This is a genomic window from Luteimonas sp. TWI662 (assembly GCF_039673825.1).
Taxonomy (GTDB): domain Bacteria; phylum Pseudomonadota; class Gammaproteobacteria; order Xanthomonadales; family Xanthomonadaceae; genus Luteimonas.
Map to the genome: position 1 here is coordinate 1 of NZ_JBDJMI010000029.1, position 12,971 is coordinate 12,971.

The 12,971-nt window shown below is 65.5% G+C and carries 12 protein-coding genes; 6 read left to right on the forward strand and 6 right to left on the reverse strand.

Translation table 11 applies throughout. The features are described 5' to 3' along the window. Nucleotides 1–528 precede the first annotated feature (528 nt). Nucleotides 529–1,605, reverse strand: coding sequence for an alanine racemase (gene alr / locus ABE488_RS15635; protein ID WP_346449330.1), 1,077 nt, complete (start codon nt 1,603–1,605; stop codon nt 529–531). A 25-nt stretch (nt 1,606–1,630) separates the two neighbouring features. Further along, complete coding sequence (locus ABE488_RS15640) at nt 1,631–2,947, reverse strand: D-amino acid dehydrogenase (RefSeq protein ID WP_346449331.1); 1,317 nt, start codon at nt 2,945–2,947, stop codon at nt 1,631–1,633. 152 nt (nt 2,948–3,099) lie between these two features. Between ABE488_RS15640 and ABE488_RS15645 the strand changes: the two genes are divergently transcribed. The 4 genes from ABE488_RS15645 to ABE488_RS15660 all read left to right on the forward strand — a co-directional run bounded on the left by ABE488_RS15645 (nt 3,100) and on the right by ABE488_RS15660 (nt 7,621). Further along, the gene (locus ABE488_RS15645) at nt 3,100–3,591 is read left to right on the forward strand and encodes an Lrp/AsnC ligand binding domain-containing protein (RefSeq protein WP_346449333.1); all 492 of its coding nucleotides are present in this window, start codon (nt 3,100–3,102) and stop codon (nt 3,589–3,591) included. 1 nt (nt 3,592) lies between these two features. Continuing rightward, complete coding sequence (locus tag ABE488_RS15650) at nt 3,593–4,285, forward strand: DTW domain-containing protein (protein WP_346449334.1); 693 nt, start codon at nt 3,593–3,595, stop codon at nt 4,283–4,285. Between the two features lie 337 nt (nt 4,286–4,622). Further along, on the forward strand, nt 4,623–5,405 hold the full coding sequence (locus ABE488_RS15655) for a 3-oxoacyl-ACP reductase (protein WP_346449393.1): 783 nt from the start codon (nt 4,623–4,625) through the stop codon (nt 5,403–5,405). Nucleotides 5,406–5,542: 137 nt separating this feature from the next. Then, entirely contained in the window at nt 5,543–7,621 is a 2,079-nt protein-coding gene (locus ABE488_RS15660; RefSeq protein WP_346449336.1) for a C1 family peptidase, read from the forward strand. Nucleotides 7,622–7,669: 48 nt separating this feature from the next. Here ABE488_RS15660 and ABE488_RS15665 read toward each other — a convergent pair whose 3' ends face one another. From ABE488_RS15665 to ABE488_RS15680, 4 genes are all read right to left on the reverse strand, one after another. Then, on the reverse strand, nt 7,670–8,821 hold the full coding sequence (locus ABE488_RS15665) for a cytochrome P450 (RefSeq protein ID WP_346449338.1): 1,152 nt from the start codon (nt 8,819–8,821) through the stop codon (nt 7,670–7,672). A gap of 530 nt (nt 8,822–9,351) precedes the next feature. Next, on the reverse strand, nt 9,352–9,744 hold the full coding sequence (locus ABE488_RS15670; protein WP_346449340.1) for a type II toxin-antitoxin system HicB family antitoxin: 393 nt from the start codon (nt 9,742–9,744) through the stop codon (nt 9,352–9,354). Between the two features lie 9 nt (nt 9,745–9,753). Then, complete coding sequence (locus ABE488_RS15675; protein ID WP_082132466.1) at nt 9,754–9,930, reverse strand: type II toxin-antitoxin system HicA family toxin; 177 nt, start codon at nt 9,928–9,930, stop codon at nt 9,754–9,756. Between the two features lie 66 nt (nt 9,931–9,996). Further along, nucleotides 9,997–10,191: a hypothetical protein gene (locus ABE488_RS15680; RefSeq protein WP_346449342.1), complete on the reverse strand. Its 195-nt coding sequence runs from the start codon at nt 10,189–10,191 to the stop codon at nt 9,997–9,999. A 529-nt stretch (nt 10,192–10,720) separates the two neighbouring features. Here ABE488_RS15680 and ABE488_RS15685 point away from each other — a divergent pair. Next, nucleotides 10,721–12,034 carry an AAA family ATPase gene (locus ABE488_RS15685; protein WP_346449344.1) on the forward strand — a complete coding sequence of 438 codons (1,314 nt, stop codon included), beginning with the start codon at nt 10,721–10,723 and terminating at the stop codon, nt 12,032–12,034. Beyond that, nucleotides 12,035–12,877: a DUF4435 domain-containing protein gene (locus tag ABE488_RS15690; protein WP_346449346.1), complete on the forward strand. Its 843-nt coding sequence runs from the start codon at nt 12,035–12,037 to the stop codon at nt 12,875–12,877. The last annotated feature ends 94 nt before the right edge of the window (nt 12,878–12,971 follow it).

Here is a 12,971-nt window from a genome sequence, read left to right on the forward strand (position 1 = left end):
GAATCACCTCCCCCGCTCGTGGGGAGGTCTGTGCGCACCGCGCGCCGGGTGGGGGCAAGCGCTTGTCGCGGAACGCGGCCCCCATCCCAGCCTTCCCCCGTAAAAAACGGGGGAAGGGGCCAAAAGCCCTCATCGCGCGAAAACACATCCCCGCCTGAGGCGGTGCGCGGAATCACCTCCCCCGCTCGCGGGGAGGTCGGTGCGCACTGCGCGCCGGGTGGGGGCAAGCGCTTGTCGCGGACAGGGCCCCCATCCCAGCCTTCCCCCGTAAAAACGGGGGAAGGGGCCAAAAGCCTTCATTGCACGAGAACACCTCGACCGCCTGAGAGGATGCGCGGAATCACCTCCTCCGCTCGAGGGGAGGTCGGTGCCGAAGGCGCCGGGTGGGGGTAAGTGCTTGTCGCGGAACGCGGCCCCCATCCCAGCCTTCCTCCGTAAAAAACGGGGGAAGGGGCCAAGCGCGGAATCACCTCCCCCGCTCGCGGGGGAGGTCGGCGCGCAGCGCGCGCCGGGTGGGGGCAAGCGCCGTCAGCGTTCCGCGATCGACACCAGCGGCACGCGCTTGACGCCGCACAGCAGCCGGTACGCACTCGTCTGGCTGCGCGCGACGACCTCGCCGGCCGGGACCTGGCGGCCCCACAGTTCGACACGACTGCCGACGCCGGCTTGCGGATGCTCGGTCAGGTCGACGGTGAGCATGTCCATCGACACTCGGCCGATCAGCCGGCCCGGCCGCCCGTCGATCGCGACCGGCGTGCCGGCGACGGCGAACTGCGGATAGCCGTCCGCATAGCCCATTGCCACCACGCCCACACGCGTGGGCTGCGGTGTGACGAACGTGCCGCCGTAGCCCACGGGCTCGCCGGCTGGCAGCTCGCGCACGGCGATGACCTGCGATTCGAGCGTCATCACCGGCTGCAGCTGCGCCGCGGCCGGATGGCCGGGCGCGAACGGCGACGCGCCATACAGCATCAGCCCCGCACGCGCCCAGTCGCCGCGTGCCTGCGGCCAGGCGAGCAGGGCGGGGGAGTTGCACAGGCTGGTCTCGCCCGGCAGGCCGGCGGTGACCGCGGCGAACGTCGCGATCTGCTCACGCGTGCGCCGCTGGTCGGGTTCGTCGGCGCGCGAGAAGTGGGTCATCTTCACCAGGCGGCCGACCTGCGGCAGGGCGTGCAGCTGCTGCCAGGTGGCGGCATAGGCGGCCGGATCGATGCCGACCCGATGCATGCCCGAGTCGAGCTTGAGCCACACGTCCAGCGGCCGCGGCAGCGAGGTGCGCGCGAGTGCCTCGACCTGCCAGGACGCGTGGACGACCATCCATAGATCGTGCTTCGCGACCAGCGGCAGCTCGTCGGCGGCGAGCACGCCCTCCAGCAGCAGGATCGGCGCGGTGATGCCGGCTTCGCGCAACGCCAGCGCTTCTTCGAGGAACGCGACCGCGAACCCGTCGGCGTCGCTCGACAGTGCCTGCGCGCAGCGCACCGCGCCATGGCCGTAGGCATCGGCCTTGATCACCGCCAAGGTCTTGCCGCCACTGAGGCGGCGGGCGAGTCGGTAGTTGTGGCGCAGGGCGTCGAGGTCGATCAGCGCGCGAGCGGGGCGCATTGCGGTGTCCTTGCTGCGGGGGAAATCAGCGCGCCATTGTCGCGCCTGCGACGCTGCGCGTGTCCGACCGCGACGCAGTGTCCCGCGCGTGTCCGTAGCGGGAGAGGTCGAGTCCGTCGCCGCGGATCGCGGTCGGTTGCATCGCCATCAGGTCGGCCAGGTAGCGGCCCGAGCCGCAGGCCATCGTCCAGCCCAGCGTGCCGTGCCCGGTATTGAGGAACAGGTTGCGATAGCGGGTGGCGCCGACCACCGGCGTGCCGTCGGGCGTGGCCGGTCGCAGGCCGGTCCAGAAGTCGGCTGCCGCGAGGTCGCCGCCGTGCGGGTACAGGTCGCCGACCACTTTTTCCAGCGTCGCGCGCCGGCGCGGATCCAGGCGCATGTCGAAACCGGCGACCTCGGCCATGCCGCCGACGCGGATGCGGGTGTCGAAGCGGGTGATCGCGACCTTGTAGCTTTCGTCGAGCACCGTGGAGACCGGCGCCATCGCCGGGTCGCGGATGGGGATCGTCAGCGAATAGCCCTTGAGCGGATACACCGGCACGTCCAGGCCCAGGGGCCGCAGCAGGGCCGGCGACCAACTGCCCAGCGCCATGACATAGCGGTCGAAGCGTTCCAGGCGGCCATCGATGCGCACGCCGTCGATCCGGTCGCCGCTGCCCTCGATGCGCTCGATCGTCTGCCCGAAGCGGAATGTCACGCCCGCGTCCCGGGCCAGTTCGGTCAGCCGCTCGGTGAACAGCCGGCAGTCGCCGGTCTGGTCGTCGGGCAGGCGCAGCGCGCCGGTCAGGCGGTCGGCGACGCTGGCCAACGCCGGTTCCACGCGCGCGATGCCGGCGCGGTCGAGCAGCTCGTAGGGCACGCCGGCCTGGTCGAGCACCGCGGTGTCGCGCCCGGCGTGGTCGAGCTGCGCCTGGGTGCGGAAGACCTGCAGCGTCCCCAGCTGGCGTTCCTCGTAGGCGATGCCGGTCTCGGCGCGCAGCGCGTCCAGGCAGTCGCGGCTGTACTCGGCCAGCCGCACCATCCGTTCCTTGTTCACCGCGTAGCGCGCGGCAGTGCAGTTGCGCAGCATCTGCGCCAGCCACAGATACTGCTGGGGATCGGAGGTGAGCCGGATCGCGAGCGGCGCGTGACGTTGCATCAGCCACCGGATCGCCTTGAACGGCACGCCCGGCGCCGCCCATGGCGACGCATAGCCGGGCGAGAGCTGTCCGGCGTTGGCATGGCTGGTCTCGCAGGCCGGACCATGCGCCCGGTCGACCACCGTCACCTCGAATCCGGCACGCGCCAGATACCAGGCGCTCGTCACGCCGATCACACCGCTCCCCAGCACCACCACGCGCATGTGCGCCACTCCGCAAGACATTTCGCCGACGCAGGGCGCGACCGGCACGCAATCCGCGCAGTATAGTGGCGGCCCGATAGGCGATTCCGCTGTTTTGAGGCGTGGTTCATGGCGGATTGTCCTGTCGCGCATCGCTCTTGCCCGGAGTTTTCATGCCCGTCCCGCGCACCCCCCGCAGCCGCCCGCTCGACCGCATCGACGCGCGCATCCTGCGCATCCTGCAGGCGGATGCGCGCATCTCGTTTACCGAGCTCGGCGAACGGGTCGGCCTGTCGACGACGCCGTGCACCGAACGCGTCCGCCGGCTCGAGCGCGAGGGTGTGATCCAGGGCTACCACGCCCGGCTCGATCCGGCGCGGTTGAAGGCTGGCCTGCTGGTGTTCGTGCAGATCGGCCTGGCCTACAAGTCGGCCGACATCTTCGAGGAGTTCCGCCGCGCGGCCCTGCGCGTGCCCAACGTGCTCGAATGCCACCTGATGTCGGGCGATTTCGACTACCTGATCAAGGCCCGCATCCCGGAGATGGCCGCTTATCGCGAACTGCTCGGCAACAGCCTGCTGACGCTGCCGCATGTGCGCGAATCGCGCAGCTACATCGTAATGGAGGAAATCAAGGAGACACTGGCGCTGGCGATCCCCGACTGAGATGGCAGGCGGCGCGTCCGCCCACCATTTCACGGACGCCGCACCGCGCGCCATGGCCCGCCTCCGCTGCCCCCGCTGCCTGCGCCCGGTCTCGCATTGCCTGTGTGCGTGGATCCCTGATCTGCCCAGTCGCAGCCGGGTTCTCGTACTGCAGCATCCCGACGAGGCCGCGCATCCGCTCAACACCGCGCGGCTGGCCGCGCTTGGCTTGCGCCAAGCCACGCTGTGGGTGGGCGAGCGCTTCGCCGAACTGCCGGCCTGGCTCGAGACGCCCGGCGTGCGTGCGCTGCTGCTGTTTCCGGGCGAGGCCGCCGTCGATCCCGAGGCCTGGACAGCGGCAGGCGAGGGCACGCAGACACTGCTCGTCGTTCCGGACGGCACCTGGCGCACCGCCCGTCGCCTGCTGCGCCTGAACCCTGCGCTCGCCGCGCTGCCGCGGCTGGCCCTCGCGCCGGACCGGCGCTCGCGTTATCGCGTGCGCCGCGCCCGCGAACCGCATGCCCTCGCAACCGTCGAGGCGATCGCCGCCGCGCTCGACCTGCTCGAGCCTGGCGGCGGCTTCGAGGCGCTGCTCGCACCGTTCGACGCGATGGTCGACGGGCAGATCGCGGCGCAGGCAACGCGGGAGGCGGGCGGGGCGGGGGTGTCGGCGGATACCGAGGCTACGGGCGAAGCCGGGGCTCCGGAAAGATAAGTCGTGGACGGCGCATGACGTGGGGCGTTCTGCCCGCACGCGTATTGATGCGGAGACGTCATCGCGCCAGCCCCGTGCCCCCACCCGCCACGCTGCGCGTGTCGACCTCCCCCACGCGTGGGGGAGGTGACCATGCGACGCGGCGTCGCTGACGTCTTACCGCGCGCTGGGACGAACAATGCGCCGACCCGCGGCTTACTTAAGGCGCGCACGACTAGTCCTTCCCCCGCTTGCGGGGGAAGGTTGGGATGGGGGGGCTTTTCGCTCTTCGCTGCACGGTTCGCGCACGCCTTGAAACCGCGCAGCAATGGCATGCTTGCCGACTGTTCTCGCCTTGATGGATCCGCCGATGTCCCTCCCGCTCTCCGACCAGATCGTCCTCGTCACCGGTGGCGCCCGCGGCCTGGGGGCCGCGATCGTGCGCGCGTTCCTGGGCCAGGGCGCGCGCGTGGTGGTCAATCATTTCCGCAGCGCTGCGGCCGCGCAGGCGCTGCAGGACGAATTCGGCCCCGAGCGCGCGCTGGCGCTGCGGGCCGATGTCACCGATCCCATGCAGGTCGCCACGTTGTTCGAGCAAGCGCGCGTCCGGTTCGGTGCGCCGGTGACCACCGTGGTCAACAACGCGCTCGTCGATTTCGCGTTCGACGGCGATGCCCGCCCGCACGGCGAGTCGATCGATTGGACGCGGTTCTCTGCCCAGTTCGAAGGCAGCGTGCGCGGGGCGCTCAATACCCTCCAGGCCGCCGTGCCCGGCATGCGCGCGCGTGGGTTCGGGCGTGTGATCAACATCGGCACCAACCTGTTCCAGAACCCGGTCGTGCCGTACCACGACTACACAGCCGCCAAGGCCGCGCTGCTCTCGCTCACGCGCACGATGGCCGCCGATCTCGGCCCGCACGGCATCACCGTGAACATGCTCTCCGGCGGCCTGCTGCGGACCACCGATGCGAGCGCCGCAACCCCCGAGGCGGTGTTCGACCTGATCGCGGCCAGCACGCCGTTGCGCCGCGTGACCACGCCGGGCGAATTCGCCGACGCGGTGCTGTTCTTCGCCTCGCCGTGGGCGCGTGCTGTCACCGGCCAGAACCTCGTCGTCGACGGCGGCCTGGTCAAGGACTGATCGGTCGCGGCCGATGCGACCGCCCTCGCGCACGCTGCCGCGACGGCGACACACAACCGGTGCACACTGCAGCCGGGGATCCGCCAAGGCCGGTGGCAGGCATCGGCCGCGTTCGACGCAGGCACGCAGGAGGCAGCATGGCGACCACGACGACCCGCGCCGGCAAGGCGCCTCGGACGACAGCGGCGACGCCGCGGCTGTTCGACGCCCGGCCCGACACCGCCGACTTCCGCGACCGCATGTTCGAGCCCACGCTGGTCGACGTGCCCTCGGAGATGCCGCTCGCGCACTTCCTCGCGCTGAAGGTCCCCGTGCTCGACCAGCGCAGCGACGGCGCCTGCACCGCCTACGGCCTGGCCACCGTGGCCCACACGCTGCTGCGCCGCCGCCGGCCCGAGCCGGTCACCCGGCGGGTGAGCACGCGCATGCTCTACGACATGGCACGCCGCTACGACGAATGGGAGGGCGAGGACTACACCGGCTCGAGCTGCCGGGGCGCGATGAAGGGCTGGCACCGCCACGGCGTCTGCGCCGAAGAGTGCTGGCCGGCCCGCCCCGGGCCGCTGCACGAGGTCTACACCGAGGAACGCGCCCGGGCCGCGCAGGAGCACCCGCTCGGCGCCTACTACCGCGTCAACCACAAGGACCTGGTGGCGATGCACGCCGCCTTTGCCGAGGCCGGCGTGCTCTACGCCTCGGCGGCCGTGCACGACGGCTGGCTGGCGCCGCCGGCCACCGGCGTCATCACGTGGGCCGAGCAACCGATCGCCGGCTGGCATGCGTTCGCGATCGTCGGTTACGACCGTGACGGCTTCTGGCTGCAGAACTCCTGGGGCACGCGTTGGGGCCGGCGCGGCTACGGCTGGGTGAGCTACGACGAGTGGCTGCAGCGCGGCACCGACGTCTGGGTGGCGCGGCTGGCCGTGCCGGTGCGCCTGCAACGCGTCCAGGCCACGGCCACCAGCAATTCGTTCCTGGCCCGCCAGTCCAACAGCTATGCCCAGGCCGACCTGCGCCCGCACATCGTCGGCCTCGGGAACGACGGCCGCCTGCGCACGACCGGCCGCTTCGGCACCGGCCAGGAGGCGGTGCGCAACCTCGTGCGCGACGACCTGCCGCGCATCACCCGCGACTGGCCCAAGAAGCGCATCGCGCTCTATGCGCACGGCGGCCTGGTACCCGAGGAGGCCGCCATCCAGCGCGTCGCCGACCTGCGCGAGCTGATGCTGCCGCAGCAGGTCTACCCGCTGTGCTTCGTCTGGAAGACCGGCTTCTGGAGCACGCTGGGCAACCTGCTGCGCGATGCCGTGCGCCCGCGCACCGAGGGCCTGATGGACCGTGCCAAGGGCCTGCTGCTCGACCGCGTCGACGACACCATCGAGCCGCTGGCCCGCGCCCTGGGCGGCAAGGCGCTGTGGGACGAGATGAAGGAGAACGCCCTGCTGGCGACCAACGCCGTTGTGCGCAGTGGCGATGCGATCACCGAAGCCGGCGGCGCGGCCCAGGTCGCCCGCCTCCTGGGCGAATGGATGCAGGCCGACCCCGACGTCGAACTGCACCTGGTCGGCCACAGCGCCGGGGCCGTGCTGCTGGCGCCGCTGGCGCAACTGCTGACCAGCGACGGCCGCGTCGAAGACGGCCCGGCGGCCGCGATGCAGGGCATCGACCAGCGCATCGCCAGCCTCACGCTATGGGCGCCGGCGATGACCATGGCCCTGTTCGAGCAGACCTTCCTGCCGGCGCTGCGGAACGAACGCATTGGCCACGCCGCGCTGTTCACGCTGACCGACCGTGCCGAGCAGGATGACCATTGCGCACGCATCTACAACAAGTCCCTGTTGTACCTCGTGGCCCATGCCTTCGAGGTGCGTGCGCGCAGTTGGGTGCGCAGCGAGCATCGCCATGGCACGCCATTGCTGGGCATGGCTCGCTTCATCGAGGCCCATTCGGGCATCCGCGACCTGCTGGCCACCGATCGGCTGGACTGGATCCAGTCCCCGGCCCGCGAGCCGCCCGCCAGCGTCGCCGACGGCAGTGCGGCGACCCGGCACGGCGACTTCGACAACGACCCCGAAACCCTGCAGGCCACCGTGTGCCGCATCCTCGGCCGCCGCGACGGCCGCGCCCCGGTGCGCATCCATCGGACCGAGTCCGGGCTGGAGGACACCCGCAACCGGCTGTGCGAGGCGTTGGATACTGCGCCGGTGCGGCGCTAGACGAGAGCGGGGCGCATCACCGCGTCGCTCCTCGGAGGCCGGCGATGCTCAAGGCGCCTCGAGCTGGGATCGCGGCGGCGAGAACATCGTGTTCGCGCACGGCGACCTGCCGAGCTGGACGAGTTGCAGGCTGCCCAGAGCCGCGGCGTGCCGCACCACGGCCGCCAGCCAACGGATCTCGAACTGCGAGCCGATGCACGCGCCGGGGCCCGCCGAAAAGGGCATGAACGCCGCCGGCCGCGGGTCCTCCTGCCAGCGCTGTGGCGCGAAGGCGCGTGCATCGGGCCAGGCGTCACGATGCCGATGCAGGACGAACACCGGAATCACCAGGTCGTCATCGCGCAGCGCCTTGACCGGCCCGACCTGATGGTCCTTGAGCACGCGCCGGCCATGCGCCGAGGCCGGCGGCCACAGCCGCAGCAGTTCCAGTGCGACATGCTCGGGCTTGCAAGTGAACACACGGGCACGCGCCTCGGCGGAGGTGTCGATGCCGGCCACCGCGTCCATGTGCAACACGCACGCGAGCCACGCCAGCATGACGCCCGACGCGCCGACCACCGACAGCACGGCGTGCAGATAGACCTCGCCGCGCGCGGCTCCCGTCAGCACACCATCGGCGCGCAACACCGCCGGCAGCTCGGCATCGCAGGTCGTGAGCATCGCCGCGACCCGCGACGCCAGTCCTTCGGCGCGTGCACGCTGGGCAGCATCGAGTTGCCCGCCGACGAGCTTGGCGTGGAAGACATCGCCGATGTACGCCCGGACCGCGGCCGCCAGTTCGGGATTGCAGTCGAAGCCCAGCATGCTGGCGACCGAATCGAGCGCCGCCAGCAGGGCAGCGCGATGCAGATCCCCCGAGGCCGCCGCGAGCGCCACGACCGCCACACGCGCTGCCGCATCGACATCGTGCCGGGCAGCGACGCCGTGCAGCCAGCGGTTGAGTTCGGTGACGGTGGCGGCCGGCACCCGCTGCTTGTCGCCGAACTGCCACACGCTCGGCTCGCGCGCCAGGCAGTTGTCGCTGTCGAGCAAGGCCCGACGCGCCAGCGCGGCATCGCAGACCACCACATCACCGATCCAGGCGCGGTAGACCGGGCGGCGTTCGCACTTGCGCAGCAACGCCTCCATGCGCCGCCAACCGGCGTCGTCGGCGACGCGGCCGCCCAGGAATCGGCCCACGACGGGGAGCTTGTCGAGCATGGATGTCCTTCTCCATAAAACAAACGCCGCGCAGCACGAAGCTGCGCGGCGCAGTGTCGACGCGCGACTCAGCCCAGATAGATATTCGGCCAGAGGTAGGCGTACTTCCACACGGCCTTCTGGCGGCCAGACCCGGTACGCAGCACCGAACGCACGAAACGCTTCATGATCCTGTCTCCTTGTGTCGTCATGAGATCGAGAACAACGGGGAAAACCGCCGATACGACCGCAAACCGACCGCGGAACAGACCGACACCCGTTGCGTTCCTACTGTCCTAGCGCGAACCGATGCGTCTGCGCATCTTCCCCCACAAGCGCCGCGATCCGCGCCGGCAGTCTAGGCACAGTTTTTGGTTGCGTGCAATCGCTGGCCGCGCTGTTGGTCTAAAGGGGGCAGCCCCGCCATGGCAGTGCGCCGGGCGGACAATGCGCGCAGCGGCGTCGAGACGGACGAGTCGCGGGACATTCGAAGGTCTTACAAAGAAGCCCCGCACGAAGCGGGGCTGCTCACTTGCCGGAGTGCTTGCCCGTCAGGGGGCGCCAAGCGCCATCCGGGCGATGTAACCCGACCGGCTTTCGCCGGCCGCCCGGGCCCGCTCGTCGAGCCGATGCAGCACGCGGCGCGGAATACTGATATTCACCCGCTCGATTCGATCGTCGAGCGCGGCGGGATCGACCTTGACGAAGCCGAACGTCCAGCCCGAGTAATCGTCCTCGTTCGCCCAGCGCGCCACTGTGGAGGGGGCAGGAATCTCCATGCCCTGATCGATGGCGGCCTCGATCCAGTGATGGATCGCCTCTTCAGCATGGGTCATGGCGTCGTCGATGGTGTCGCCGGCCGAAAAACAGCCGGGGAGATCGGGAACGACAACGCCAAACGCCGTGCTGTCATCGCCCGGTTCGATTGCGATTGGATAGCGCATAGGGCCTCCTCAGATACCTGCGGCCTTCTTCAGTTTCGCCACCAGTCCCCGGCCGAGGTCTTTCTTGGGGTGTGGGATCGAGAGGGGGTAATGACCCGGCTTGGTGAAGATGTGGTGCGAACCGCTGATCCGATCCAGCGTCCAGCCCGCAGCTTCCACCGCCTTGATGAGGTCTCCGCTCTTCATGGATGTGTATCCTACACACTGCAACGCTTCGGTCAATCAGCAACAGCCGATGGGCCGCCTGCGCATTCAGCGAGCCTCCAACGACGCCCGCAACGCCGTCGCCAGCGCCGCGTCGCCGCTAACCAGATCGGTCCAGCGCAGCAGCAGCCCATTGCGCTTGCCCTTGGGCACCAGCTTCAGGCCGTCCGGGTCGATGGTCAGCACGTAGGGCGCGTCGTCGATCTGCACTTCGCGCTTGATGGGCTTGTCGAGTGGGGTCATGGCGGACTCCAATGGGGATATCGACTCCCGACGCTACGGCGCGCAGCCTCAACGGACAGGGATGGCCGGGCCGGACAGTCTCAGGGAAATGCCTTTACGGCGGCGCATTGAGACAGTTCTTACTTTAGACTTAACCATCACCACGCCCAAGGAAGAACGCGTGCGTCATTCATACGTATCGGCCAGAGCGGGGAGCAAACTTCATTGCCAACCCTGGGCCGGGCAGCTTCGCTGTCGACACTCTCATCCGCCTCGTGGGGAGGAGGCGGCCTATAGAGGAGTTCGAGACCATCAGCGAGCGGGGCGGCCTGCTGGGCGTCTTAGGCACTGTGGTCCAGCGCTGCAAGATCCAGAAGCGTCTATGGTCTGCGAGCATTAGAAGCAACACGGCGCTTTGCTTCTGGTGGAAGTGAAATGTTCCTGCCTAGAGAACGCTATGGCGAAGTCGCTACCGGGATCGAGCTGATTCGATCTATCTATGTTGGCGGGAGAGCATCAGCGAGATAATTAATATGGTAACGGAGAGTTAATGAAGCTGATATCGCTTAGGGTTACGAAAGCATTCGGGTATCTGCCCATTAGGGTGGATTTCAATGAGGACGTGACCTTCCTAGTGGGGCCCAATGGTAGCGGAAAGACCACTGCGCTCAGAATAATTCATGCAATTCTTGGCCCTGCTTTTGAAGATCTTTACTCAATATCTTTTGAAGCGGCAAATATTATGCTGGATGATGGGAGTAGAACGCGTAATATTGAAGTTAGGAGAAAGAAAGGAATTGTAATTACTGTTGATGGGATTGATGAGTCACTTGAACTGCCTGAAATAGACGTGGATAGGATTGATTCATTGCGACCGTCTTCATCGCGCTCTGGAAGCATTATGGAGATGACTAGGTCGAAGCTTATGTCATCTCGTGTTTTTGAGTATCTGCATAAACTAACTTCGCCAATGTTCTTGGGCCTTGACCGCAGGCTTCTGGCGGGTGAGGGTGAAGATGAATTCTTAGATTATGAGCGGCAGCGGCACGTAAGAAATCCGATGGATCGTCGAGGTTATCGGAATTCAGCCGGAGGTGGTATTTATGATGTGCATAGCTTGGCGCAAGAGGCTTACCGAAGATTTCGGCGCTCTCAGGAAACTATGACTGGCCGGCTTCGTCGGGAAGTAATGCTGTCCGCCTTCAAGTACACGGAAGTTAACGACTTTGGACGGATGCTGAACTTCGACTCTCGCGTTCTTCTTGGTAGGCGTGAGGAAATTGGACATGCCTTGGAGAACTTGGGTATTAGCGGTCCTGAGGTCACCAAGCAGCTTAATGACTTTTTTAGTCGCTTAGAGAAGCTTTTTCGGAAGAAATCGGATTCTGGTGGTTTCGAAGTCGAGATGCTGACGAATAAAGCGCAGATTGAGCGGATTGAGCAGCTAATAAGATTAATCGATGAGCATAAGTCATCAACAGAGCAGGCTTATTCTCAGATAAACAGCTTTATTACCACAATAAATTCTTTTCTTTCTGATACGCGGAAAGAGATAGAGGTCGATCAGGTGGGTGCTCTGAAAGTTGTAAGGCCTGATAAAGTTAGGGTGGGGATCGAAGGGCTTTCATCGGGTGAAAAGCAGCTTCTAGTGATATTTGGCCATCTGTTTTTTAATCGATTTGGAGCGCGTAGTAACGTATTTATTATTGACGAACCAGAGCTTTCACTTCACCTTCGTTGGCAGGAAATGTTTGTCGAAAGGGCGGTTCGAGCCAGCCCTAACGCACAGCTGGTGCTCGCGACGCATTCGCCGGAAATAATATCGTCAATGAAATCAAGATCGATTAATCTGGGGATTAAATAAATGCTTGAGAGGAGCGCGAATGCTAAGTTCGCCAAGGCGGCATTCTATGAACATATTAATGATATTGACGTTTATGTTGAAGATACGTGCGATGCAACAATAAAAATAATTTCTATCTTGTTGGGGCGTGCTTTAGGTGGACAGGTTCGGCTCTCTCAAGTATTTCCACTTGGCGGTAAGGCTGCTCTCATTGACAAGTGCTGGCAGGATCAGGATGAGGAGGGTAGGAGGAGGGTGTTTGTGGTTGATGGAGATTTTTCCATCTGGAGCTGTTATAGCTATGTGCGATTAAAGAGATTATTTGTACTGCCTCGTTACTGTGTGGAAAACTTTCTTTTTGATCACAACGCAATTGTTTCTGTTTTATTTGACGAGATTTCCGGGAAAGATGAAGAGCAGCTGAGGCTGCTTCTTGATTTTGATTCTTGGGCTGCGGCTATTGCCCCGCTGCTGGAAAAGCTCTTTATCTCCTACTCGGTTTCTCACCGATTTGCGCCGGAATTGCCAACGACTGGTCGGTCGGTGAAGGACTTTGTTAGGGATGGTTCGGCGTTGCTGGATGAGGTCAAGGTAGATAGGGTGGTAAGTGAAATTCGTGATCGAGTGGATATCGTTCATGGGGTTGGGTTCTTTGATCGTGCCTTTGGCGAAATCTCAGCTTCGCTTTCTAAGCCAAAATTTTCCGATGGAGTTTCTGGAAAAGATTATCTTTTACCGCTTCTTCTTCTTCGTTCCAGAACTTTATCTAAAATAAATTCGACGAGCGCATCAATTGGCTTTCGCCTTGCGCAGCGCTGTCCTGTAGATGATCTTGAGTCAATTCGGAATTATGTTGATATTTAAATGTGAGCGATAACGGCGTCGCGTTTGATTGTCGTCAATAAACGGGGTAAGTTTCACTTGTCTAAGATGAAGCCGCGCCAGCGGCAACGTAGGC

Coding starts and splice junctions, on each gene's coding strand:
- alr (WP_346449330.1), bottom strand. CDS start 1,605: ATGCGCCCCGCTCGCGCGCTGATCGACCTCGACGCCCTGCGCCACAAC.
- ABE488_RS15640 (WP_346449331.1), bottom strand. CDS start 2,947: ATGCGCGTGGTGGTGCTGGGGAGCGGTGTGATCGGCGTGACGAGCGCC.
- ABE488_RS15645 (WP_346449333.1), top strand. CDS start 3,100: ATGCCCGTCCCGCGCACCCCCCGCAGCCGCCCGCTCGACCGCATCGAC.
- ABE488_RS15650 (WP_346449334.1), top strand. CDS start 3,593: ATGGCAGGCGGCGCGTCCGCCCACCATTTCACGGACGCCGCACCGCGC.
- ABE488_RS15655 (WP_346449393.1), top strand. CDS start 4,623: ATGGATCCGCCGATGTCCCTCCCGCTCTCCGACCAGATCGTCCTCGTC.
- ABE488_RS15660 (WP_346449336.1), top strand. CDS start 5,543: ATGGCGACCACGACGACCCGCGCCGGCAAGGCGCCTCGGACGACAGCG.
- ABE488_RS15665 (WP_346449338.1), bottom strand. CDS start 8,821: ATGCTCGACAAGCTCCCCGTCGTGGGCCGATTCCTGGGCGGCCGCGTC.
- ABE488_RS15670 (WP_346449340.1), bottom strand. CDS start 9,744: ATGCGCTATCCAATCGCAATCGAACCGGGCGATGACAGCACGGCGTTT.
- ABE488_RS15675 (WP_082132466.1), bottom strand. CDS start 9,930: ATGAAGAGCGGAGACCTCATCAAGGCGGTGGAAGCTGCGGGCTGGACG.
- ABE488_RS15680 (WP_346449342.1), bottom strand. CDS start 10,191: ATGACCCCACTCGACAAGCCCATCAAGCGCGAAGTGCAGATCGACGAC.
- ABE488_RS15685 (WP_346449344.1), top strand. CDS start 10,721: ATGAAGCTGATATCGCTTAGGGTTACGAAAGCATTCGGGTATCTGCCC.
- ABE488_RS15690 (WP_346449346.1), top strand. CDS start 12,035: ATGCTTGAGAGGAGCGCGAATGCTAAGTTCGCCAAGGCGGCATTCTAT.